The following is a 21,652-nucleotide window of genomic DNA, read 5'->3' on the forward strand; positions in this document are numbered from 1 at the left end:
CTGGTGCAGAGTGTAACAATGAGCGACGTCATCCCGCGTGACATGAAAGACAATGTCTTTCCTGTGCCTATCCGATATCTGGATCTTTCGGATGACGTCGGTGCCAATGCCCCGGCCATTGACACCGGGCTCGTCGTCTTCGTATCCGAAGGCCTTCCCGTCGGTCAGGTCTATATCGAGGGGTCAGAAAACCCGGCCGCGTTGGCGGCGCGCGCCGTGTTGCCAGAAACCGTTGAACACGCTCGGAATGTGATGCAGGTGCCGATCAGGAACCGCGACGTCACCCTCCTGATCTGCACCAAGGATCGGCCGGACGAACTGGCCAGATGTCTGGCATCGATCCCCAAGCAGTCTCTATCACCGGCTGCGGTCATCGTCGTCGACAACGCCTCAACCGGCGATAGCACGCGCCGCGTCGTGGAGGCGGCCGGCGCGACCTATGTGCGCGAGAACAGGATCGGGCTGGATTACGCCCGCAATGCCGCCGTGCGCGCGGCAAAGACCGAGTTCGTGGCGTTCACCGATGACGACGTGGTCCTGCATGAACGCTGGTTGGAAAACCTGATGAAGGCCTTCGATCGACCCGAAATCGGATGCGTCACCGGCCTTGTCCTTCCCGGCGAGCTTTCCACGCCCGCGCAGTTGATATTCGAAACCCATTGGGGATTTGGCAGGGGGTATATGCGCCAGGATTTCGGCCAGGACTTCTATCGCCAAAGCGCACCATACGGGGCGCCTGCCTGGTTGATTGGCGCGGGCGCAAGCCAGGCATTCCGCCGCCAGGTATTCGACGATATCGGATTGTTCGACGTGCGGCTGGATATGGGTGCGGCCGGGTGTTCAGGCGATTCCGAATTCTGGAATCGCCTTCTCCACCACGGTGGTACCTGTCGCTACGAGCCGACGGCAGTTTCCTGGCATTTCCATCGCAAGGAGATGAAGGGGCTCGCCAAGCAGATCCGCCAATATATGAGCGGTCATGTGGCAGCCCTGCTGGTCCAGTACCAGAACACCGGAAACCGGGGCAATCTGCGGCGCATCCTGGTCGCGTTGCCGCGATATTATCTCCAGAGGTTGAAGAAACGGCTGCCCAAGGGAGCGACCTCTGACACCTTCTTTCTCAAGGAGGAAATACTGGGGTGCCTGAACGGCGCCTGGTATCTCCTTCGCCGCTGGAAGAAGCCAGCATGGTAACCGCATCGAAGCCGGACATATCGTTCCTCATCCCCGCCTATAACGCGGCAGAAACTCTGGCCGATTGCCTGCGCAGCCTGCAAAAACAGTCGGCGTCGAACTGGCAGGCGGTAGTCGTCGATGACGGTTCGAAAGACGATACCTGGAATGTGCTCGAAGGTTTTGCGAAAGCGGACAGCCGGATTCTGATCCATCGCCAGGCGAATGCCGGCGCATCCGCAGCGCGTAACACAGCCGCGGGGTTTGCGACCGCCCCTTTTCTTTGCATGCTCGATGCGGATGACTGGCTGGACCCTGTTTTTATCGAAAGCATGCTGCCGGTCGCCGCTAATGGTGCTCAGCCGGTGATTGCCTGCTGCAGCTATCGCCGCGTCACGCCGGATGGGCGGATGCTGGAGATTGAAACGCCCCCCAATCTGGCCGGCGATCGAGCAAAGCGGGAATTCTCGTCATTTTGCGCCCTGGCCATTCATACGGTGGTTTTTCCCAAGGACCTTTTCGTCCGGCTTGGCGGCATGGATGCCGAGTTGCAGACCTGCGAGGACTGGGATCTCTGGCTTCGCATGGCGTTTGCAGGGGCTGCATTCCGGAAGATCGACCAGTGCCTTGCCTTCTATCGCATGAAGGCCGGCTCTCTCTCGGGAGATCCGCAAAAAATGGTAAGGGACGCGGTCCGTGTTACCACCAGGGCGCAAGCCCTGGGCATGGAAGGGAAACAGTCGGCGGACGATAAGGATGCGCGGTGGACGGCGCCGGCTCTCGGGCAATTGCGGATGCTTGCCTGGGCCGCTTCGGCCAACCTGTGCGTGGGGGCCGATCTGGCCGCGCTTGCAGAGCTTCTTCCGGAATTGCCCGACGCCTCGGGTTATGAAGGCTTCCTCGCCTCGGTGATACTGCATGGATTGCAAACAGGTCTGGCAGTTGCGAATGCCGCCGATCTCGTCGATCTGCAGGAACGCTGGAAACCAGCATTCCTCGACATTGTTCAATTGCTCGAACAGCACTCGCTGCCCGGGACCGGGCGTCGGCTGGAAGAGCTCATTATCTGGTCAATCTCCGCGGCCGACATGTCCCGCTCCTTCGTGCTTGGCCATCTGCAGGTGGCTGCCGTCGATGTCAGCAAACTGATCTCTATTGCCAAGGCAGACGGGGCCGATACGCTGTTGCTGCACGTCTTTTCCGGAGGGCGACATGTCGGATCCTATGTCGGCCCCCTGTGGGGGAACCTCTCCGTCCGCGCTCAACTCAGGCTCATCATCGATGAACTGGGGGCAGGAAAGTGCTTGCCCACGCCTTTGACCTTTTCCTATGCCCGCTTCTGGGCAGCCGAAGCCATTCGCAACACCAGGATTTTAGGCAAAATCGTCCGTCAGCGGCGGGGGCGACGGCGGCAGCTCGGACAGCTTTCCTACGCGATACGTCGGAATGCGTTCGTCAAGTCCGCGACGAAGGGAGTTGGGGACAATGACGCGCGCTTGTTGGAGGTGGAATCCCGTTCCGAGCGGCGATTCACCGGACCGGTTGGTGAGACGAGCGACGCCTCTCCCGAAACGGAAGGCAAGCAAACGGCTCTGCCGGAAGCAGCGACGAAAGAGGAATATTGGGAACGTGTTTTCGAACGCCCGGATCCGTGGAATTACCTCTCTGTCTACGAACAGGTCAAATACGAGCAGACGCTGAGCCTTATTCCCAACGGTATAGAAAGAGCGCTCGAGCTCGCCTGTGCGGAAGGAATTTTCACGGCAAAGCTTGCACAGAGGGTCGGCTTCCTGACGGCCACGGATATTTCCCGCCGCGCCATTGAAAGGGCATCCGAGAGATGTCGGGACTGCCCGAACGCGGAGTTTCGCGTCCTGGATTTCGTCGGGAGCGAACTTCCGCCCGAGCAGGATCTGATCGTCTGTTCGGAGGTCCTGTACTACATGGACGACGAGAAGATCCTGGAACAGGTATGCCGGAAGATCGCGACGGCCTTGAAACCGGACGGTTGCCTTGTCACGGCGCATGCCCATATCCGTCGCGACGAACCCGACAGAACCGGTTTCGACTGGAATAATCCGTTTGGCGTGGGCACGATCAAGAAGGTTCTGTCGAACCTGCCTGATCTTGTGCTGGAAGAAACGATCGAGACCGAGCTTTACGCGGTCCATCGGTTCGCAAAGCGCAAGACGCCAACACCGGCCGTGCGCGTCGAACCTCACGGCGTCCCTCTCGATGCCGATGTGGCCAAGCACATCATCTGGGGGCCGGCCGGCGTCGATCGCGGAGCGGCATGGACGAACGAGATTACGACTTCGGTTCCTGTGCTCATGTATCACAGAATTGCGATCGACGGGCCGGACGCACTCAGTCGATTTCGAGTCGCGCCGGAGGTCTTTCGCAAGCAGATGCAGTTCCTCCGGCGGCAGGGCTATTATACGCTGACAGCCCAGAACCTGGCCGCGCTGCTGCGTGAGGGAAAACCCATCCAGGGACGTCCCGTCGTCCTGACCTTTGACGACGCCTATCTCGACTTTCTCACCGACGCCTTCCCCATTCTGGCTGAGAACGGGTTCGGCGCAGACGTCTTCGTGGTAACGGACAAGGTCGGCGGCCGGTCGGATTGGGATGCCGCCTACGGGGAGCCGGCCCCGCTGATGTCCTGGGCCGACATCAGGATCCTGCAGCAGCAGGGGATCTGCTTCGGATCCCATTTGGCGTCTCACAGGCCGGCAAGTTCACTCGACAACGCTACATTGCTGGGCGAAGCGGCTCTGTCGCGCGATGTGCTCGAAAGCCGGCTGGGCGAAGCTGTGACGTCCATCGCCCTTCCCTTCGGCTCTAGCGATTTCCGCGTCCCTGGCATTCTTGCTCACGTCGGTTACGAGATCGGCTTTTCGACAAGGCCCTCAAGGGCGAGCTCTGCCGACCATGCGCTTTCCCTGCCACGCCTTGAAGTTCGCGGCGACCTACCGCTCAAGGCCTTTGCCGAGCTGATGGGCCGGCCCGATGCGTTCATTGGATAGCAAGCAATGAGCGCCGATTTCCTCCCTTTAGTCACGGTCGTCATTCCGGCCTACAATGCCGAGAAAACCCTTATTGAAACGCTTCTGAGCGTATCGAACCAGACCTATGAATGCCTCGAGATCCTCGTGGTGGACGATGGTGCACAGGACAAAACCTACGAACTGGCAAGCGAATATCGCCTCAAAGATCCGCGTGTCAAAATCCTGCGACAGGAAAATGGCGGCGTGGCACGTGCCCGCAACCACGGAATCCACGAAGCGACCGGAAGCTACATCGCGCCGATCGATGCCGATGATCTCTGGCACCCACGCAAGATCGAATTGCAAGTCCAAGCTTTGGCAAACTTACCCGAAGGACGAGGGGTCGCCTACAACTGGTATGCGGCAATCGACGTTGATGATGTGATTTTCAGCCATTCGAGACCTGTGCTGTACAAAGGCAACGTCTTTGAAATCATGGCTCGGGAAAACTTTATCGGCAACGGCAGCACGCCGCTCATGCCTCGCGCGGATGTTCTGGCATGCGGTGGCTATGATCCGGCGTTGCGTGATCAAAAGGCCGAGGGATGCGAAGATCTGAAGCTTTATCTCGCACTTGCCGAAAGGCTGCCTTTTGCTGTGGTTCCTGGTTTTCTGACCGGATACCGGTTCACGCAGGGAAACATGTCGAGCAACGCCTACCGCATGCTGAAATCTCATACCCTGGTGATGGCAGAGGTCAGGAAACGCTATCCGCGCCTTGCCGCCGCTGCCACCACGGCGGAATTCGATACGGCACGGTGGTATCTCAACAAAGCGATTTCCAGCGCAGACCAAGATCAGATCAGGAAACTGGCGCCGATGATTGCCGGACGGTTCCCTATGAGACTCGCCGTCCATGGCGCTCGCCTCGTCTGGCATGCGGCCAAAAGTCGAGCGCGGCGACTGGCAAATCGATCGCCAAGGCGTCCAATACCATCTGCCCCGCCGATACGAGACGGAGCGATAAGGATCGCATTTCCCGAAAGCGGCACATTGTTCCCTGATGGTTTTGAGGCAGCTGCTATCGGTCAGGCTGGCGAGCCCATCAAGCCGCACGCCGGTGATGCATGACGACGATGCGAAAATCCGTTTCCGGCAAGCCAACAGGTGCCTTCAACCTGGTCATCGCGGCCCGTTTCCGAGAGCTTCTGCAACTCGTTCCGGGACTCCGGATGAAGACCTTAGTGATGATCGCAGTTGGCATCCTGAGCGGTCTGATGGAAATGGTCGGGATCACCTTTCTTGTCAGCCTCATTTTTCTCCTCGGCCAGCAGGGTTCTGCTTCCGGCACAGCTGTCGGCTGGCTTCCCGCATTTTTCGGTGATTTCGATACCGCAATCTCGAAGCCGATGCTGGTCACCATCCTCATCTGCGCGATCGTCCTCAGGATCGCGCTGGGCTTTGCCAACTCCATCATTGCAAGCACTGTCAGCCATCAGATCAGCGATCGCATCCGGCGCCGTCTCTATTCAAAAATCCTGGCGATCCCATTCCAGCGCTTTCAGCGTTACGAGCGCAGCGACATCATGAACGTGATCGCCACTGAATCCTATGCCGTCGCTTCGGCTCATGCGAGCCTTGTTCGCCTCGGGATCAGTCTCGGCACCATCGTTATCTTCGGCGCCGGAATGCTTGTCATGGCATGGCCGATCGCGTTGCTCGGACTTGTCTTCGGCGTTGTCCACAATCTGACGCTCGGTCTGTTTGCCAATGCCTATCGGCGTATCGGCGAGACCGCCCTTTCGGCGGTGGAGGACTTGACGCAATTGACCTGGACCACGCTTCAGGCCTTGAAGGCGGTGAAAAGCTTCGGCCTGGAAAAACGCCATGAGAGCATTTTCAATGCCCTTTCCAAAGATGTCGGGCAAGCCTGGTCCCGTTCCGACCGTTTGGGCGCGGCAACGTCGCTGTTGAGCGAGGCGCTGACATTCGGCGTGATCCTGACGATCATCCTGTCTTCACAGTTTCTCCCCGTGGATTTCCGCGCAGCATTGTCGGCCACCGTCCTTCTCTACAGGCTTCAGCCGCATATCAAGGACTTCGACTCGCAGATCCTTGGCCTCCATGCCCTGGAGGCCTCCTTGCAGAACGTTCTTACGATAATTTCCGAAGCGGACGATGCGCGACAAGCCTCCGACCGAGAAGAGCTGCGACATCTGCAAGGTGAGATCGTTTTCCACGATGTTTCCTTCTCTTATGAAGGCAGCAGCGTTCCGGCCATCAGCCACGTCAGCTTCTCCATCAGAACAGGAGAGACGACCGCGCTGACAGGGCCAAGCGGCTCCGGCAAGACAACCATCCTCAATATGCTTCTCGACCTCATCCAGCCGACGGAGGGTCGCATCACCCTCGACGGCAAGGATCTTTCGACCATCGAACGATCAAGCTGGTTGCGGCAGCTTTCAGTCTCAGGCCAGGATGTCGAACTGATGGAGGGCACGGTTCTCGACAATATCCGCTTCCGTCGCGAGATCTCCGAAGCTGCTGTCCGCTGGGCCGCCGATATGGCCTGCGCGACTGAGTTTATCGAGAAACTACCCTACGGCTTCGACGAGTGGCTGGGCGATGAGGCGATAAGGCTTTCGGGCGGCCAACGGCAGCGCATTGGCCTGGCGCGGGCGCTTGCCGGCCGGCCTGAGATACTGCTCCTGGACGAAGCGACAAATGCGCTCGACGAGGCGACGGAAGCGCGGGTGCTTTCTCTCCTGCTTAAGGAATATCAGGGCCGAACGCTGATTATCGTCAGCCACCGACCGTCCGTCGCCAGCCTGATGAAGCATCAAATCTGCCTCGTCCCGGCTTTGGCATAAGGAAGAGGCGATGGATCGAGGAGACGCTTTTTATTCCACCCTGCCGCTGGTTTCCGTGGTCATTCCGGCCTTCAATGCTTCGACATATATCGAGCGCACGCTTCGATCCGCTGCGCGCCAGACCTATCCGGCACTGGAGATCATCGTCGTCAATGACGGGTCCACTGACGACACGGCAAAACTGGTCGAGCAAATAGCGATGACGGATTCACGGATCCGCCTCCTGTCCACCCCAAACCTCGGTGTAGCTGCCGCAAGGAATACCGGAATCGAGGCATCGTCAGGTCGATTTGTGGCATTCCTTGACGCGGACGATCTCTGGCACCCGACGAAAATCGAGAAGCAGGTAAACGCTCTCAATCGCTTGTCCTCGCAGTGGGCTGCGGTCTACGTGCTGCATTATGTCATCAATCATGACGACGAGATCATTCGACCCGGCGGCTCCAATGTCGCACGAGGATATATCTATGCCCGACATCTGACTTTCAAATATATAAGCAATGGAAGCGCGCTTCTTGTCCGACGGGACATTGCACTCGAGATCGGTGGGTTTGATAGCTCCTACGCAGCAGCGGGTATCGGAGGCTGCGAAGATCTCGACTTCGAACTCAGGCTAGCCGCACGTTATTGCATCGAAGTCGTGCCCGAACGTCTGGTGGGATACAGAGAGTATCCGGGCAATATGTCATCCAATCACGTACGAATGGGCAAGGGTGCCTTGGAAGTCATCAGGCGCTCACTAGCCGCAAATCCGCAGCTTCCGAGATACGCAGCCAGGAGCGCTGTCGTACTCACTCAAAGATATGCATTCCGGCAGTATAGAGAAGCCAAGAGCCTGCATCTGTCACTCATGATTGCTTGGGCGATTTTTCAAAAGGATCCACGTTTCATACTTGGACTCGCATTGCAAACTAGCCGGCGCCTCATGAAGCGACGACTCACTCTCAAGACAACGGCGGCGAAGGTTGAAGATCCGCCGCAATGCAATAAACCGAGGTTCGACGAGCAGATCACCCCTTCGCATGTCAAATGCCCGGAGGGGACCGTGCGGTCACGACGTCATCTGATGCGGCTGACTGCCGTGGATATCAAGCTGAGTTCAATCTCTGAGAGAGCCGAGTGAAGAGCTCCCCCGGCGCTGAAATCACCATAAGACCACGTGACCTTTAATGCCCGTCAGGCGGCACGTCAGATCTGGACGTGACGTCCACCATGTTCTTGCGATGGAAGATGAAGAGGCCTGCGAGAACGATGATGAGCGAGCCAACGAGGATCTGCTTGTCGGGCAGTTCGCCGAAGAAAATGTAGCCAAGGACGATTGCCCAGAGCAGCAGGCTATATTGGAGCGGCGCAAGCAGGGATGCCGGCGCAAGCTTCAGCGCACGCGTGATCATCATATGCGCGCTACCCGCGACGATGCCGAGCGCCAGCATGGCGGTGAAGTCGAGTGCGGAGGCGGCGCGCCAGTTGCCAATACTCAGGATCAGACCTGTGACCAGCGCACCGACCGTCTGCCATGTGACGAGTGTGACATCGCCCGTCTGCCGCAAACGGCGACCAAGGATCAGCGTCAGCGCGAAGGAAAGGCTGCCGATCACGCCGAAGATCGATGGCCAGGACAACATGGCCGTCGAAGGCCTCAGTGCAATCACGACACCGATGAAGCCGATGATGACGGCGAGCCAGCGACGCCAGCCGATCGTCTCGCCGAGGAAGACGTGCGAAAGAGCCGCGACATAGATGGGACCGGCCATGTAAAAGGTCATGACATCGGCAAGCGGGAGATAGGCAACTGCGGCGTAGAAGAAGGCGACGTCACCCGTCGTCAGGATCACGCGCAGGATCTGCAGGGGCACACGCTCGACCTGAAACAGCGAGCGAGGTCCTTGCCTGGCGATCATCGGAGCAAGGATGAGAAAGGAACCGAACGAGCGGATCACCAGAACCTGGCCGACCGCAAAGCTCGCCACCAGCCATTTGCCCATGGCGTCATTCAGCGAAAACAGCAAATCGCCAAGCAGCATCAGAAGGACACCGAAGAGCGCTGCGTTTCCCGCGATCCGGCTGACGCGCAAATTCATGATTCGTCCCAATCGGTTAGGTTTCTTTTCTCCCATAGAACTTCATCCTGCCATCGTCGATTCCTGACTGAGGATTTTCATGACAGAACTCTAATCACTGAGAGGAATTCCGTGCTTGTCCGGCGTCGTCAATCGCGTCGATGGCGGCGACACAGCCGTTAAAGTGATATGTGAAGAGCGACCAGAACAATAGGCATCAACTGTCGCCGCGATCACATTGAAAAGACTGAACACTTCTCCCCCTTCCCCATGTGATCGTCTTGTGGCAATGGTGAGGCTTAACCTCTGTAAAGACATCATGAAAGCGATTTCAGGTACCAATCTCGAGCAGGCCAAGTCACACAACAGGCGTGTCGTGATTGAGGCGATCCGCACCAACGGTCCGCTGTCGCGCGCCGCGATCGCCCGCATTACGGCGCTGACGGCGCAGACGGTCTCAAACATCGTCGAAGAATTGCAGCGCTCGCACCTGCTCGTGCCTGCGAAAGCGCAGAAGCTTGCCCGCGGCCAGCCGATTATTCCCTATTCCATCAATCCGCATGGGGCCTATTCCATCGGGCTCGAGCTTGGCCGCCAGCGCGCCAGCGGTGTGCTGACCGATCTCTCGGGCGCCGTCTGCGCGCGCATCGAACGCCATATCGAACATCCGGATCCCGAACAGGCGATGCCGGTGCTCGGTTCAATTGTCGAGGATCTGCAGCAGGCATTTTCCTTCGATCGCGATAGGCTGCTCGGTGTCGGCATGGCCCTGCCCGGCCGTTATGCAGACGGAGGTATCACGTCACTCAGCCCGCAGAACCTACCCGGCTGGCAGGACTTCCCGGTCGGCTATGAGCTGGAACGGCGCGTGAAGGTGCCGGTGCTTGTCGAGAATGACGCAACGGCTGCGGCCATCGGCGAGCGCCTGCACGGTGTTGCCCGCGGCTTCAGCAGCTTCGTCTATCTCTTCCTTGCCGGCGGCGGCGGGATCGGCGCCGGCATGTTTCTCGACGGGCATCTCTACAAAGGCAGCCGGCACAATGCCGGCGAGATCGGCCACATCATCGTCGAGCCCCACGGCCGGCTCTGCAGCTGCGGCAAGCGAGGCTGTCTGGACCGCTACGTTTCGCCAACTGTGGCCTATGAATTCATGGGTATCGCCGATGCCGAGGAGCTTTCGCCGGATGAACTCGACGCGCTGATCGCCGGGCGTGAAGAAGGCCTCAGCGCATGGCTGGATCAGGCTGTCCAGCCCCTGCGTCAAACCATCGATTTCCTTGAGCTTGCCTTCGATCCGCAAACCATCGTACTCGGCGGCAGTATCTCGACCATCATGATGCGCGGGCTTGCGGAGCGGCTGGAGCCGCTGCACCTACCGATTGATCCGACCGGGGAAAGAACCATTCCACGCGTCATGATCGGCATGACCGGCAAGGATACTGCAATTCTTGGAGCGGCAGCCCTGCCGATCTTCTCGGAAACCAATCCCCGCTTCGACGTGTTGCAGAAGCCGATCGGCTAAGTTCCGCCTCGCTTCCCGAGGCGGAGACCAAGCTATCCCTGTCGGGCTGTAGCTAGGATTGCTGCAGCCCGTAGAGCAGCGGCATCAGCCCGGCGAGCGCCTTGAAGCGTTCCCAGGATTTTGACGATGGCTTCGTCCAGCCCGCTTCGGCAAGGGCCGAAAGACGTGGAAAGACGAGCCGGTCGAAGACGGCGCGGTCCGTCATCGGCTCGGACCAGATGCAGGCCTGAATGCCGCGCAGCTTCTGTTTCTGTGTTTCGGTCCATCCACCGACCGGATCGAACGTATAGAGTTTCTCTGCGTCCGACGTGCCGGCCCAGCTCGCACCCGGTTCGTCCCAGTCCGGCCGTAGTGCCATATCGAGATAATAGACCTGCCCTGGGCAGACGACGATCTCATAGCCGCGGTCGGCAAGCTCGGCGGAGACTTCGACATTGCGCCATGAGCAGAGGTAGCTTTTCGCCTTGTCGATGACGTCGCCATGCGCCGCCTCCTCCCAGCCGCCGGTAATGCAGCCCTTGGAAGCCAGGAAGCTCTGGATGCGCTTCAGGAATTGCGCCTGCAGGATCGCCGCGCCCGAGCCATGGATGTCGTCAGCGCCATGCGTATTGGTGATGACATTCAAGCGCTTGGCATGCGCATCGACGATATCGTCGCCGGCGAGCGTACGCAGCCGCGCGAGTGCTTCCGGCGAGCCGGACCATGCGCCGAGCGGCACCTCGTCGGCGCCGATATGAATGGTTTTGAAGGGGAAAAGCTCGATGAGTTCCGAGAAGATGGTCTCGATGACCTGATAGGTCTTTTCGCGCGCCGGATTGATGCAATTATCCGGGAAACCCTGAACCGAATAGTAGCTGCCTGCTTCCTCGGGATCGCGCAGATCCGGTATTGCCTGCAGCATGGCGTAGCAGTGCCCGGGTATATCAATCTCCGGCACGATCTCGATGCCAAGCTCCTTGGCATAAGCGACGATCTCGTGGATCACGGATTTGGTGTAGTAACCGCCGGTGCGCGCCGGACTGGAGCCGAGCAGTGGCGGCAAGGCAAGGCCATGGCCCCGCCACGCGCCGATTTCGGTCAGTGCCGGATAGGCATCGATCTCGACACGCCAGGCCTCGTCGTCGGAGAGATGCCAATGGAACCGATTGAGCTTGTTCCAGGCGAGCACCGCCATCAGCTTCCTGATTTCCGCCTCGCCATAGAACTGACGGGCGACATCGAGATGCAGACCGCGCCAGCCCATCGACGGCTCGTCGACGATCTCGCCGGAGGCCGGGAACTGGAAGGTTCGCGGATGCAGGCGCGCGCCGCGCCAGATCTGGCCGAGCGTGATCAGACCATAGAGGAAGCCGGTCCGGCTGCTCGCCTCAACGGTGATCGCCTCCCCTTTGAAGCTCAATCGATAGGCCTCGGGGCCGAAACCGTCAGCCTTCTTGAGGGTTACGGCTGCAGCGCCCTCAGCGGCCGAGCGGATAATGCCTTCGACGGCGAAGAGATGATCGACCAGCATTTTGAAGCTTTCGGCTGCAGCCTTTGCTTCCGCATCATCAGCCTGCAACGTGAAACCCGCTGGCAAAGCCTGTCTTGAGGCAACCGCCACGTAATTCGGCCAGGGAATGATCGACACCTGCACCGGCACGCTGGCCGGCACGGGAAAGATCTCGGCACCGCGCTTCAATGGCGCGTTGCTGGCGGATGAACGTGTGGGTTCGAGCGCGAGCGAAACGGTGCTTCCATCCGCAAAAGCGAGATAGCCGCTTGTTGCACCATCCGTCCAATGGCGGAACTGCCAGCTCAGCGCATGGACCGAAATCGTCCAGGTCTCGCCAATGCCGAGAACGAAGCCCTCCGGCGGCTGGAATTCGGTGAAGTTCGACAGTCTCCTGGAGACCGTAGCTCCTTCGACGCTTCCGGCAGGATCGACACGCCCCGGTCCGCTGATGCAGAGCGAGAAGCCGGAAAGCGGTTCGGCGGTCAGATTCTTGAGGTTCAGGACATAGGAAAAATCCTTGCCATCAGCTGGCGGGTTCCAAAGGGTCTCGAGCCGCAAGGCATGGTGTCGCGGTGTGGACATGGTCGTTTCTTTCTGTTCGGACTATGGAAATCAGGTCTTGAGCATGCCGGCGTAGATGCCAGGAGCGGAATCGGGGATGGGAATGGCGCCGACGGCCTTTTCGTAGAAGGCGGATGGGCCGACGTCGCCGATGATCGCATAGCCGTAGCCCATGGCCTTCAAGTCATTGAGACTGGCAAAGAGCAGCGCCCGGCCGATGCCAAGCCCGCGCAGGCTCTCGTCCACGCCGGTCGGCCCGAAGAAGTCGGGTGCGGTCGCTTCATGACAGGAAAAGCCGACGAGCTTGCCTTCGCGCGTGGCGATGAAACAAGTGGGCGGCTGGTGCGAGATCGCAACTGTCGCCTCGCTTGCCCAGGCTTTGCCGAACTGCTCGTCGATCCAGCGGACAATCAGCTTGAGTTCAGGCGGCAGTGCACGGCGGATAGTGACGCCTGCCTTTGCCATGGCATCGGGTGACTTTGTGTCCTGCGGGAGGGTCGACAGGTTGACGAGATAATCCATGGAGATGCCCTGTTAGCTCTGCGTGCCGAGCGCACGCGTGAAGTGATTGGGACCGATCTGCTCGATGACGGTGGATTCCGGGCGGCTGAGTGACCGGACGCGCTCTGCCTGTTCGAGGAAACGTGCGCTGCCGCCGGTCACGAAGGGGCGCCTGCCATCAGGCACCGCGGAGAGCAGCAGCTGGGTATAAGGATGACGCGGATTGGAGAGCACCGTTTCGGTATCACCCCATTCGACCGTCTGGCCGGCGAACATCACGACGATTTCCTCGGCCACATGTGCAGCGGTCGCGATGTCGTGGGTGATATACAGCATCGCCAGTCCATTCTCCTGCTTCACCCGGGCGAGCAGATCGAGAATGTCCTTGCGGATGGAAACATCGAGCATCGAGGTCGGCTCGTCAGCGACCAGCACGCTTGGCTCCACCGCAAGTGCCCGGGCGATATTGACGCGCTGGCGCTGGCCGCCGGAAAGTTCATGCGGAAACCTCTGCTTCGACACGGCCGGATCGAGACCGACGCTTGCCAGCAGTCCGGCAATATCCTCCTCGAGGGCTGAGCGTGATGTGTTCTGCCGGTGGAGTTGCAGCGGCCGGGAAAGATGATGGCTGACGGTAAAGGCAGGATTGAGTGACGAGAATGGATCCTGAAAGACCATCTGCACGTCCTTGCGATAAAGACGCTCATCCTTGGCCGTCTTCTGCGCTGTCAGATCATGCCCGCGAAAGAACAGCTTGCCACCCGTCGGCCTGTCGAGGCGCGCAATGATGCGGGCGCAGGTCGTCTTGCCGCAGCCTGATTCACCGACGAGCGCCAGCGCGCGGCCGGGAAACAGCGAGAAGGAAACACCCTTCAGCGCGTGCACGGGGCCGAACTGACGCCTGATCTCCTCAAGCCGTATGACGGCTCCGGCTGGGGACGGATGTGCCTCGGGCTTCATGCGAACGCTCCTGAAAGATGGGACTGGGTTGGAAGCTGGGGAATGGCGTTCCAGAGCTTACGCGTATAGTCGTGCAGCGGCGTCTGACTAACCTGGCGCACGTCGCCGACTTCGACGAGCTCGCCCTTCAGCATGATACCGATGCGTTGGCAGAGCTGCGCCATCAGATGCAGGTCGTGAGTAATGAACAGCAGCGAGAAACCGTATGTCCGCTGCAGATCGACGACCTGTTCGAGGATTTCGCGCTGCACGACGACATCAAGCGCCGTCGTCGGCTCGTCCATGATGATGAGTTCCGGCCTCAGCGCCAGGCAGATGGCGATGACGATACGCTGGCGCATGCCGCCGGAAAACTGATGCGGATAGTCGCCGATGCGCTGCGGTGGGATGCCGACGAGCCGGAACATCTCCTCGCCCCGTGCCCGCGACTCCTGCCGCGAGCAGCCGGTATGCCGGTAAAGCACGTCATGGAATTGTGCCTCGACCCGCATCAGCGGATTGAGCGAGTTCATCGCGCTCTGGAAGACCATGCCGATGCGTTTCCAGCGAATTTTCTGCAACTCGCGCTCCGGCATCTTGAGCAGATCCTGGCCGTCCATGCGGATGCTGCCGCCGCTGATCCAGGCCGGAGCCTTGGAAAGCCGCGTGATAGCATAGGCAATCGTGCTCTTGCCGCAGCCGGATTCGCCGGCCAGACCGAAGATCTCGCCCCGCCCGATATTGAACGAGACGTCCTTGACGGCGCGAAACTCACCCTTGTCGAGCAGATAGTCGACATTGAGTTTTTCGATTTCCAGGAGATTGTCGCTCATCGGCCTGCCTCCAATTGACGGTTGCGGGCACGACTGAGACGGAACCAGCGCGTCAAGGCCGGACCGGAGCGGAGCTGCGGATTGGCAATTTCGTCGAAAGTGAAGTTGAGCAGTGCGAGACCGAGCCCCGTCAGTGCAATGCCGATTGCGGGAACACCGACATCCCACCATGCGCCGACCATGATCGCCGAGGCGTTCTGGGCATTGTAGAGCATCGTGCCCCAGGTAACTTTCAGGGGATCGCCGAAGCCGAGATATTCAAGTGTCGTCTGCGCGACGATGGCGTAGATGATGCTGCCGACCAGATTGATGCCGATCAGCGGCGTCAGGTTCGGCAGGATCTCCACGAAGATGATGCGCCAGGCCGGCTCGCCGATCATTTTTGACGCAGTAACGAAATCACGATTGCGCAGCGCCATGGTTTGAGAGCGCGTCATTCGGGCGCCCCATGGCCAGGAGGTCAGCGCGATGATCGTCATGATCGTCATCGGGCCGACCGTGCCGGCAAAAGACGCGAGCAGTATCAGTAGCGGCATATTCGGGATGACCAGGACTGCATTCGTCGCAAGATCGAGCGCCGCATCCGTCTTGCCGCCGATATAACCGGCGACGAGGCCGATCGCGGTGCCGATCACCGTGATGGCAATACCGGTCGCAAAACCGACCGAAAGGGAACTGCGCGCACCCCAGACGAACTGGCGATAGACGTCGCGGCCCATTTTCGTCGTGCCGAGCACATGTTCGGCGGATGGCGGTTGGTGCGAGCGACCGACACGCGCGCCGGGCTCTCCAGGGGCTATGACGGGCGCACAAAGGGCCATTAGCCAGAGGCCGACGACGATGACGAGGCCGGCGACGGCCTTCTTCTGGCGAAGGATGGATCTCAGCGTGAAGCTCATTACACGGCATCCCGCAGTCTGGGGTCGATGAACCCGTAGATGATGTCGACGAGGAAGTTGGCGCCGAGTGTTGCGAGCGTCATCAGCAACAGCTGCCCCTGGATGACCGGATAATCGCGGGCGATGCTCGCGGTATAGAGCGTCAGACCGAGCCCCGGATAATTGAAGACAATCTCGGTGACGATCGAGCCGCCAAAGACGGCGCCGAGCATCAGCGCAAGATTCGTCAGGACCGGCAGCATGGCATTGCGCGCACCATAACCGAACATGACATTCAGATGGCTGAGCCCTTTGGCACGGGCCATCGTCACATAGTCCTCGCCGAGGATCGAGATCATCGACGAACGCATGGTCGTCTGGAATTCGCCGATCAGAAAAGGCGAGAGCGTCAGCACCGGCAGAATAGCATGCATGAAGACGCTGCCGGCAAATGTGAAGTTGAAAGCAGGATCGAGATTCGGATCATAGGCGTACCCCACCGGGAACCAGCGAAGTGAAACCCCGAACACGAAAAGCGTCGTTAGCGCGATGATCACGGGCGGCACCGAGATCATGATGACGGAGAGGGGCGAGACGATCGTGTCAAAGCGTCCGCCACGCCGCCAGGCCGAAACCGCTCCAAGCCCGACACCGATGCAGAGCGAAAAGATGATGGCGGTCACAACCAGGAAGATGGTCCAGATCGTCGAGCGACTGAGAACCTGCACGACGGTCTGGGGATAGTATTTGACCGAGACGCCAAGATCGAGGGTCGCAAGACCTTTCAGATAGTCGACGAACTGAAAGAGCATCGGTTGGTCGACAACGCCGAAGCGCGCCTTGATCGCCTCGACGGCGGCGGGCGTCGCCCGCGGGCCGAGTTGGGCGACCATGGCGTCGACGGGGGTCCCCGGCATGAGCCGGGGAAGTATGAAATTCATCACGATGGCGAACACCAGGGCGACCGCATAGACGCCAAGGCGTCGTCTGGAAACACGCATGTCCCTGCCCTCGAGGTCTTATTGGACCGGCTTCAAGCGCAGGAGATGCATCAGGCGCATCCGGTTGTTGTCGTGATCTTCCGGGTTCATGATCGGGTCCTTGTCGGTTACCCAGCCGGTGAAGCGTTTGCTGGAGAACTGGTACCAGGTCGGGCCGTTGAAGACAGGTACGACTGGGAAATCGTCGGCAACCAGAAGCTGGATGTCGTTGAAGATCTTCTTGTGATCATCATCCGACGTCGCCTTCAGATACTGATCGAAGAGCGCATCGAGCTTCGGATTCTGATAGCGCGAGGGGGCTCCGGTGACGCGCCCGGCATAGGCCGTCGAGAGGCTCTGGTAGTAGCCGCGGAATGGCGTCGCCCCATCGGCACGCGAGTTCATGACCACCTCGAAACTGCCATCGAGGATCTGCTTGCGCCATTGTTCGTATTCGGGCGTGGCGACGGATGCATTGATGCCGGCCGCGCGCAGGCCCTCAACGGCGATCTGTACGGCGTCGATCCAGTCGGTCCAGCCATTGGGAACGATGATCGGGAAGGTGATCGGCTTGCCGTTCGGGGTCGTGCGGAAACCGTCGGAACCTTTCTTGTAGCCGGCATCGTCAAGGATCTTGTTGGCCTTGTCGGTGTCAAAGCCCATGAAGGCGTCCTTCTCGCCTTCGGCCTCCTTGTTGCGCCAGCTTTCAAAGCGCGGCGGCAGGCCGGAGGCATGCTCGTTGACGACAGGATAGCCGAAGCCGGCAATGTCGACCATCGACTTGCGGTCCATGGCAAGGCTGAAGGCGTGGCGGAAGTTCAGGTCCTTGTAGGCCTCCAGATTGCCGTCATCTTTGGTCTTGAAGTTCATCTGGAAGGCGACGGTTTCGGCTGGCGGTTGCCAATAGCCGTTATGGTCGGCGTCGAGCGCAACGAAGGTCTTGTCGATTTCAGGAATGAAGGAGCCGATCCAGTCCATGTTGCCCTCGGGCAGGATGGCGAGCATCTGGTCATTGCCGGAAATCTGCGGCAGCCTCAGGCAATCGACATGCAGCGAGGCGGCATCCCAATAGTTCGGGTTGCGGCATTGCTCGTAGACCTGCGGCGTGAAACGGCGCACCTCCGTCATTGGTCCCGACCCGACCGGCTTTTCATTCTTGAAGGCGACGGGATCGGAGACATCCTTCCAGACATGTTCGGGAACGACGGCGAGATCGGCGAGCGATTCCGGGAAGTCGGAGTTCACAGCCTTGAGGTTGATCGTGACCTCGGTCGGCGACGGCGCCTCGACAGATGCCACGGTCTCGCCGAGACCGACTGTGTCGAGGGCGGCGTTCTTCAGCATCAGATCAACAGTATATTTGACGTCGGCCGATGTGAGCGGCTTGCCGTCCGACCATTTCACGCCCGGGCGCAGTTCATAGGTGATCGACTTCATGTCGTCGGAAAACTTGTAGTTCGTGGCAAGGCGCCAGACCGGCTTGCCACCGTCCTGCGCGTTGAATATGACGAGCGGCTCATAGATGAAGTCCATTGTGCTCTGCCGACGGCCGGCAAGGTCGAACGGATTGAAGTTCTGCACCCAGCTCGACTGTTCTTCGATATGCATCGTCAGCACCGCTTCCGCAGCCGAAGCAGCCGATGCACCAAACGCCATGACCGCCGTCAGGGCGGTCGCTGCCGCCCAGCCGGCACGCGCGGAAACACTGCGGCTTGCGCTCTTGTCCAGTCCCATTTTTACGTTCCCCTGTTTGTTATTTTAAGAGTCAATCAAATTGATTTAATCAAGCTAACGCAAGATTTCCGATCCGGTCAATCGGGTGGAAACCAAAAATTTCGGCTTCCAACATCTGAACCTGATTTGCTTCGGCACACGCGTTGGCGGCCAACTGAGGATGCGTCGAGAAAATAAATTGTCATACTTATTGTGCGCTGCGAAAAGCTTGGCGCAAGCGCGACCCGTCAGACTGAGTTCGTTGAAATGTCGTTATTTTGATCCGGCCTATGTTGAAGCCATGACGGCTTGTTTTTCAGCACGATCAGCCGTCCAGCATCTGCTGGGCGGCTATTCCAACGACAGTCGGGGTTCAGATCAACTTCCTAAAGTCCTACAGGAAAACCTTCGAACGGCTTGATTTCCTTAAGAACGAAGGTGGTCTGCATTTCCTTGATGCGCGGCAGGCGGCGCACAACAGAGATGGCGAAATCGGCATAGGAATCGAGATCGGGCGAGACGACCTGCAGTAGGAAATCCGAGTCTCCCGCAATGCTGTAAAAGGCAACGACCTCTTGCAGCGAGCGTAGAACGGGTCGGCGCTGATGATCGAAAGTGGCGACGACATCCTATGGGAATCCAAATTGCAGATACGTTCCTCTACTGCTCTCTTGGTCCAGGCACCTGTTGAGGGATGTCGCCCGGTCGGATGACCGGCATGTTGCCTGTGGATGGGACCGGTTCGACCAACCCGCGATCGCCAGTTGGTGGAGGCGTCAGCACGCCTTTGCACCGAGATATTTCGCTTTCCGATCTGCCATTCTCCGCCCGCCGATCCTTCTCGGATGACGACTGGCTATCCGCCTGACACTCCGGTTGCTGTTCCTTGCTGTCGGCCTGGCTCATGGCAGCCTGAGATCCGGCAACAAGCAACCAGAAGGCAAGTCCAAACAAGAGAGACTTACCGGAAAGGCGATGCATCGAAAGCCTGGTCAGGGATATTGGCCGCAAAGTCCACATTGGTGGCACTCCCCGCTCCCGAGAGGCCAAACTGCTGCGAGCGACACAGAGGTCATCGCTTCCCCTCACGAACGCGAATGCCTGGCTTGCCAATCGGCATCAGCCGAGGATCATTGATGCCTGGCCTTATGGCATCCTGCTCGCTTGACTCCTTGACCGGCGGCCCGCGCTCGACCTTGTTTTCCGGAGCATCGGGAGGTGTCTGCAAATGTTCGCGATGTTGCTTGTCGAGTTTGCTCATAAGCGCCTCCTTCTATCGGATCAATCGCGTCTCGGGCCGGGTATCCCGCGACGGCTTCTCGGACATGAACGCGGGTTGTTACCGCCAACGCCAGAGCGAGAAAGCGACAATGAACGCCATGGTGCGGACACCGTCTTGTCCCTCATATTAGGTCCAACCAGCACGGACCTCGAATGTTCCGGATAGAAACGGAGAATTGGCCCTCGGAATCTCCGCAGCCAAGCGCTATGTGGTTCCTGCATGATCATGAGAAAAGGTGAACTCGTGCAGACCGACCTCCAGAAAGACATGGCGGCTTGGTTCCAGTCGCTCGAACCTGTCGATCCCATAGAGATGATCGGACTTTGGAGAGGTGCCGGCATTCCGTCAGGACACCCACTGGACGGCGTTCTCGAGAATTTGGGATGGTTCGGCAAGCGCTTCCATCCCGACAGGCGGGCGGACCCCCTGCTCTTTCAGTGGCGTCCGGGACGGCTCGTGGCCATCGATCCGCGCTTCGCCCCTATCGGGTTGGCGATCAGGCTCGCGCCGCTGGGACGAACATCCCTTGCCCGGAACCTGTTTTCACATCTTCAGAAGGCGTTCCGCGCAAAGGGCACGACAGCCGCCCTGGAGGTTCGGACATCCGGGCAGATCGCAAGCGCTGCGATGATCTACGACGCGCAACCGATCGTCGACCACTTCAGACGAGTAGCCGATGACACCTTGGCTGGCATGATGTGCGTGCGTGATGACGAAAGACGGTTCTTCTTCAAACTCACGAAGATCGCCTCCCAGACCTAGGACGATGTTGAGAACAATAGTATGGGCGATCACGGCAGCAGTAGCGGGCAGCAGTTTTGCGGCCGACGTAGATCGTGGCGCGAGAATATTCCGGGCCTGTTCTTCATGTCACATTGTCGATGACACCAGAAGTACCTTCGGCCCCTCTCTGAAGGGTGTCGTGGGACGGCGGGCAGCGATCAAGGACGACTACGTCTACTCTCCCGCCCTGAAGAAAGCCGGCGAAGACGGGCTTGTCTGGAACGAGCATGAACTTGCGGAGTTTCTGGCAAGCCCGAGCAAAAAAATTCCGGGCACAAAGATGCGCTTCTGGGGACTCTGGAGCTTCGAAATCGACGACCTTATCGCCTTCCTGAAGGCAAATCCGTCTTAGCGTCGGCGGCCAACTGCGGCAGGCATATATGAGGTCGGTCGGCCGCCTTCTCCACGTGAAATCTCAGGACGACAGCCTCCACGATTCAAGCGCTGGCAACGCAAGACACCCTTGCTGCGAAGGATCCTCCCCCTAAACTAATTCGGGATACCGCGTCGTACCCTCGGCCGGTGCAGACCAAACTGGGAGAAAGCGATGCAAGACGCCCTCGTCGTTCGCCGCGAAACGCATCTTTCCGCGCCGCCTGCCGCAGTATTCGCCCTGCTGACGGATCCGGAAAAGATCCTGCGCTGGATGGGAACAGAAGCCGAGATCGAGGCACAGCCGGGAGGACTCTATCTCGTCAACGTGACCGGTGCGCGTTTCGCTCGCGGTTCTTTTCGCGAAGTGGTGCCGGTCCATCGCCTGGCCTATAGCTTCGGCTGGGATGGCAGCGAGGTGGTGCCGCCGGGGTCGAGCCTAGTCGAAATCGATCTGATTGAGCAGCCGGACGGAACGCTCTTGCGTTTGACGCATACCGGCTTGCCCAATGCCGAGCAATGCGCCGGCCATGCCGAGGGCTGGGCTCACTACCTTGGCCGATTGAGCACGGTTGCGGCCGGACGCGACCCGGGGCCAGATTCCTTTCATGGCAGGAAATGACCAGGCTTCTCATTTGAAGAGAAGTCGAATTCATGAGGGAGGCGACGTCTGGCTGTGGCCGCCGCCTGGCTGACATCAATTGAG

18 protein-coding genes and 1 pseudogene are annotated in these 21,652 nt (G+C 59.3%); 9 read left to right on the top strand and 10 right to left on the bottom strand.

Translation table 11 applies throughout. From position 1 onward, the window contains the following. Positions 1–18 precede the first annotated feature (18 nt). From KQ933_RS26360 to KQ933_RS26380, 5 genes are read left to right on the top strand one after another with little or no spacing between them, the layout of a single operon-like run. Positions 19–1,194, top strand: a complete 1,176-nt coding sequence (locus KQ933_RS26360) for a glycosyltransferase family 2 protein (RefSeq protein ID WP_216760741.1) — start codon at positions 19–21, stop codon at positions 1,192–1,194. Further along, positions 1,188–4,199: a trifunctional glycosyltransferase/class I SAM-dependent methyltransferase/polysaccharide deacetylase gene (locus KQ933_RS26365; RefSeq protein WP_216760820.1), complete on the top strand. Its 3,012-nt coding sequence runs from the start codon at positions 1,188–1,190 to the stop codon at positions 4,197–4,199. Before KQ933_RS26360 ends, KQ933_RS26365 begins: the two co-directional genes overlap by 7 nt. A 6-nt stretch (positions 4,200–4,205) precedes the next feature. Further along, complete coding sequence (locus tag KQ933_RS26370) at positions 4,206–5,291, top strand: glycosyltransferase (RefSeq protein WP_216760742.1); 1,086 nt, start codon at positions 4,206–4,208, stop codon at positions 5,289–5,291. Continuing rightward, positions 5,288–7,030 carry an ABC transporter ATP-binding protein gene (locus KQ933_RS26375; RefSeq protein WP_216760743.1) on the top strand — a complete coding sequence of 581 codons (1,743 nt, stop codon included), beginning with the start codon at positions 5,288–5,290 and terminating at the stop codon, positions 7,028–7,030. Before KQ933_RS26370 ends, KQ933_RS26375 begins: the two co-directional genes overlap by 4 nt. 10 nt (positions 7,031–7,040) lie before the next feature. Next, positions 7,041–8,153 carry a glycosyltransferase family A protein gene (locus KQ933_RS26380; protein ID WP_216760744.1) on the top strand — a complete coding sequence of 371 codons (1,113 nt, stop codon included), beginning with the start codon at positions 7,041–7,043 and terminating at the stop codon, positions 8,151–8,153. A gap of 43 nt (positions 8,154–8,196) precedes the next feature. On the opposite strand, the gene KQ933_RS26385 is transcribed toward KQ933_RS26380, so the two are convergent. Beyond that, positions 8,197–9,111: a DMT family transporter gene (locus KQ933_RS26385; RefSeq protein ID WP_216760745.1), complete on the bottom strand. Its 915-nt coding sequence runs from the start codon at positions 9,109–9,111 to the stop codon at positions 8,197–8,199. A 298-nt stretch (positions 9,112–9,409) separates the two neighbouring features. Here KQ933_RS26385 and KQ933_RS26390 point away from each other — a divergent pair, with 298 nt between their 5' ends. After that, positions 9,410–10,612: an ROK family transcriptional regulator gene (locus tag KQ933_RS26390; protein WP_216760746.1), complete on the top strand. Its 1,203-nt coding sequence runs from the start codon at positions 9,410–9,412 to the stop codon at positions 10,610–10,612. A 52-nt stretch (positions 10,613–10,664) separates the two neighbouring features. Here KQ933_RS26390 and KQ933_RS26395 read toward each other — a convergent pair whose 3' ends face one another. From KQ933_RS26395 to KQ933_RS26435, 9 genes and pseudogenes are all read right to left on the bottom strand, one after another. Further along, entirely contained in the window at positions 10,665–12,686 is a 2,022-nt protein-coding gene (locus KQ933_RS26395; protein ID WP_216760747.1) for a beta-N-acetylhexosaminidase, read from the bottom strand. Positions 12,687–12,716: 30 nt separating this feature from the next. Next, positions 12,717–13,187, bottom strand: coding sequence for a GNAT family N-acetyltransferase (locus KQ933_RS26400; RefSeq protein ID WP_216760748.1), 471 nt, complete (start codon positions 13,185–13,187; stop codon positions 12,717–12,719). A gap of 12 nt (positions 13,188–13,199) precedes the next feature. Continuing rightward, a complete protein-coding gene (locus KQ933_RS26405) occupies positions 13,200–14,126 on the bottom strand; it encodes an ABC transporter ATP-binding protein (RefSeq protein WP_216760749.1) in 927 nt (308 codons plus the stop codon). Further along, on the bottom strand, positions 14,123–14,938 hold the full coding sequence (locus KQ933_RS26410) for an ABC transporter ATP-binding protein (protein WP_216760750.1): 816 nt from the start codon (positions 14,936–14,938) through the stop codon (positions 14,123–14,125). Before KQ933_RS26410 ends, KQ933_RS26405 begins: the two co-directional genes overlap by 4 nt. Further along, positions 14,935–15,837 (bottom strand): ABC transporter permease, encoded by a 903-nt coding sequence (locus tag KQ933_RS26415; RefSeq protein WP_216760751.1) that lies wholly within the window; start codon positions 15,835–15,837, stop codon positions 14,935–14,937. Before KQ933_RS26415 ends, KQ933_RS26410 begins: the two co-directional genes overlap by 4 nt. Next, positions 15,837–16,817 (bottom strand): ABC transporter permease, encoded by a 981-nt coding sequence (locus KQ933_RS26420; protein WP_216760752.1) that lies wholly within the window; start codon positions 16,815–16,817, stop codon positions 15,837–15,839. Before KQ933_RS26420 ends, KQ933_RS26415 begins: the two co-directional genes overlap by 1 nt. A gap of 18 nt (positions 16,818–16,835) precedes the next feature. Then, positions 16,836–18,530 (bottom strand): ABC transporter substrate-binding protein, encoded by a 1,695-nt coding sequence (locus KQ933_RS26425; RefSeq protein WP_216760753.1) that lies wholly within the window; start codon positions 18,528–18,530, stop codon positions 16,836–16,838. 365 nt (positions 18,531–18,895) lie between these two features. Continuing rightward, positions 18,896–19,090: pseudogene (locus KQ933_RS26430) on the bottom strand (Lrp/AsnC ligand binding domain-containing protein); the annotation flags it as partial. Positions 19,091–19,581: 491 nt separating this feature from the next. Next, complete coding sequence (locus tag KQ933_RS26435) at positions 19,582–19,770, bottom strand: hypothetical protein (RefSeq protein ID WP_216760924.1); 189 nt, start codon at positions 19,768–19,770, stop codon at positions 19,582–19,584. 240 nt (positions 19,771–20,010) lie between these two features. On the opposite strand from KQ933_RS26435, the gene KQ933_RS26440 reads away from it, so the two are divergent. From KQ933_RS26440 to KQ933_RS26450, 3 genes are all read left to right on the top strand, one after another. Further along, positions 20,011–20,553, top strand: coding sequence for a GXWXG domain-containing protein (locus KQ933_RS26440; RefSeq protein ID WP_216760754.1), 543 nt, complete (start codon positions 20,011–20,013; stop codon positions 20,551–20,553). Between the two features lie 4 nt (positions 20,554–20,557). After that, entirely contained in the window at positions 20,558–20,926 is a 369-nt protein-coding gene (locus tag KQ933_RS26445) for a cytochrome c family protein (protein ID WP_216760755.1), read from the top strand. A 195-nt stretch (positions 20,927–21,121) separates the two neighbouring features. Then, positions 21,122–21,568, top strand: a complete 447-nt coding sequence (locus tag KQ933_RS26450) for an SRPBCC domain-containing protein (protein ID WP_216760756.1) — start codon at positions 21,122–21,124, stop codon at positions 21,566–21,568. Positions 21,569–21,652 lie beyond the last annotated feature (84 nt).

Source organism: Rhizobium sp. WYJ-E13 (assembly GCF_018987265.1).
Classification (GTDB): domain Bacteria; phylum Pseudomonadota; class Alphaproteobacteria; order Rhizobiales; family Rhizobiaceae; genus Rhizobium.

Excerpts from the sequence above, each read along its gene's own strand:
- KQ933_RS26360 (WP_216760741.1), top strand. The coding sequence starts at position 19 with ATGAGCGACGTCATCCCGCGTGACATGAAAGACAATGTCTTTCCTGTG.
- KQ933_RS26365 (WP_216760820.1), top strand. The coding sequence starts at position 1,188 with ATGGTAACCGCATCGAAGCCGGACATATCGTTCCTCATCCCCGCCTAT.
- KQ933_RS26370 (WP_216760742.1), top strand. The coding sequence starts at position 4,206 with ATGAGCGCCGATTTCCTCCCTTTAGTCACGGTCGTCATTCCGGCCTAC.
- KQ933_RS26375 (WP_216760743.1), top strand. The coding sequence starts at position 5,288 with ATGACGACGATGCGAAAATCCGTTTCCGGCAAGCCAACAGGTGCCTTC.
- KQ933_RS26380 (WP_216760744.1), top strand. The coding sequence starts at position 7,041 with ATGGATCGAGGAGACGCTTTTTATTCCACCCTGCCGCTGGTTTCCGTG.
- KQ933_RS26385 (WP_216760745.1), bottom strand. The coding sequence starts at position 9,111 with ATGAATTTGCGCGTCAGCCGGATCGCGGGAAACGCAGCGCTCTTCGGT.
- KQ933_RS26390 (WP_216760746.1), top strand. The coding sequence starts at position 9,410 with ATGAAAGCGATTTCAGGTACCAATCTCGAGCAGGCCAAGTCACACAAC.
- KQ933_RS26395 (WP_216760747.1), bottom strand. The coding sequence starts at position 12,686 with ATGTCCACACCGCGACACCATGCCTTGCGGCTCGAGACCCTTTGGAAC.
- KQ933_RS26400 (WP_216760748.1), bottom strand. The coding sequence starts at position 13,187 with ATGGATTATCTCGTCAACCTGTCGACCCTCCCGCAGGACACAAAGTCA.
- KQ933_RS26405 (WP_216760749.1), bottom strand. The coding sequence starts at position 14,126 with ATGAAGCCCGAGGCACATCCGTCCCCAGCCGGAGCCGTCATACGGCTT.
- KQ933_RS26410 (WP_216760750.1), bottom strand. The coding sequence starts at position 14,938 with ATGAGCGACAATCTCCTGGAAATCGAAAAACTCAATGTCGACTATCTG.
- KQ933_RS26415 (WP_216760751.1), bottom strand. The coding sequence starts at position 15,837 with ATGAGCTTCACGCTGAGATCCATCCTTCGCCAGAAGAAGGCCGTCGCC.
- KQ933_RS26420 (WP_216760752.1), bottom strand. The coding sequence starts at position 16,817 with ATGCGTGTTTCCAGACGACGCCTTGGCGTCTATGCGGTCGCCCTGGTG.
- KQ933_RS26425 (WP_216760753.1), bottom strand. The coding sequence starts at position 18,530 with ATGGGACTGGACAAGAGCGCAAGCCGCAGTGTTTCCGCGCGTGCCGGC.
- KQ933_RS26435 (WP_216760924.1), bottom strand. The coding sequence starts at position 19,770 with ATGAGCAAACTCGACAAGCAACATCGCGAACATTTGCAGACACCTCCC.
- KQ933_RS26440 (WP_216760754.1), top strand. The coding sequence starts at position 20,011 with ATGATCATGAGAAAAGGTGAACTCGTGCAGACCGACCTCCAGAAAGAC.
- KQ933_RS26445 (WP_216760755.1), top strand. The coding sequence starts at position 20,558 with ATGTTGAGAACAATAGTATGGGCGATCACGGCAGCAGTAGCGGGCAGC.
- KQ933_RS26450 (WP_216760756.1), top strand. The coding sequence starts at position 21,122 with ATGCAAGACGCCCTCGTCGTTCGCCGCGAAACGCATCTTTCCGCGCCG.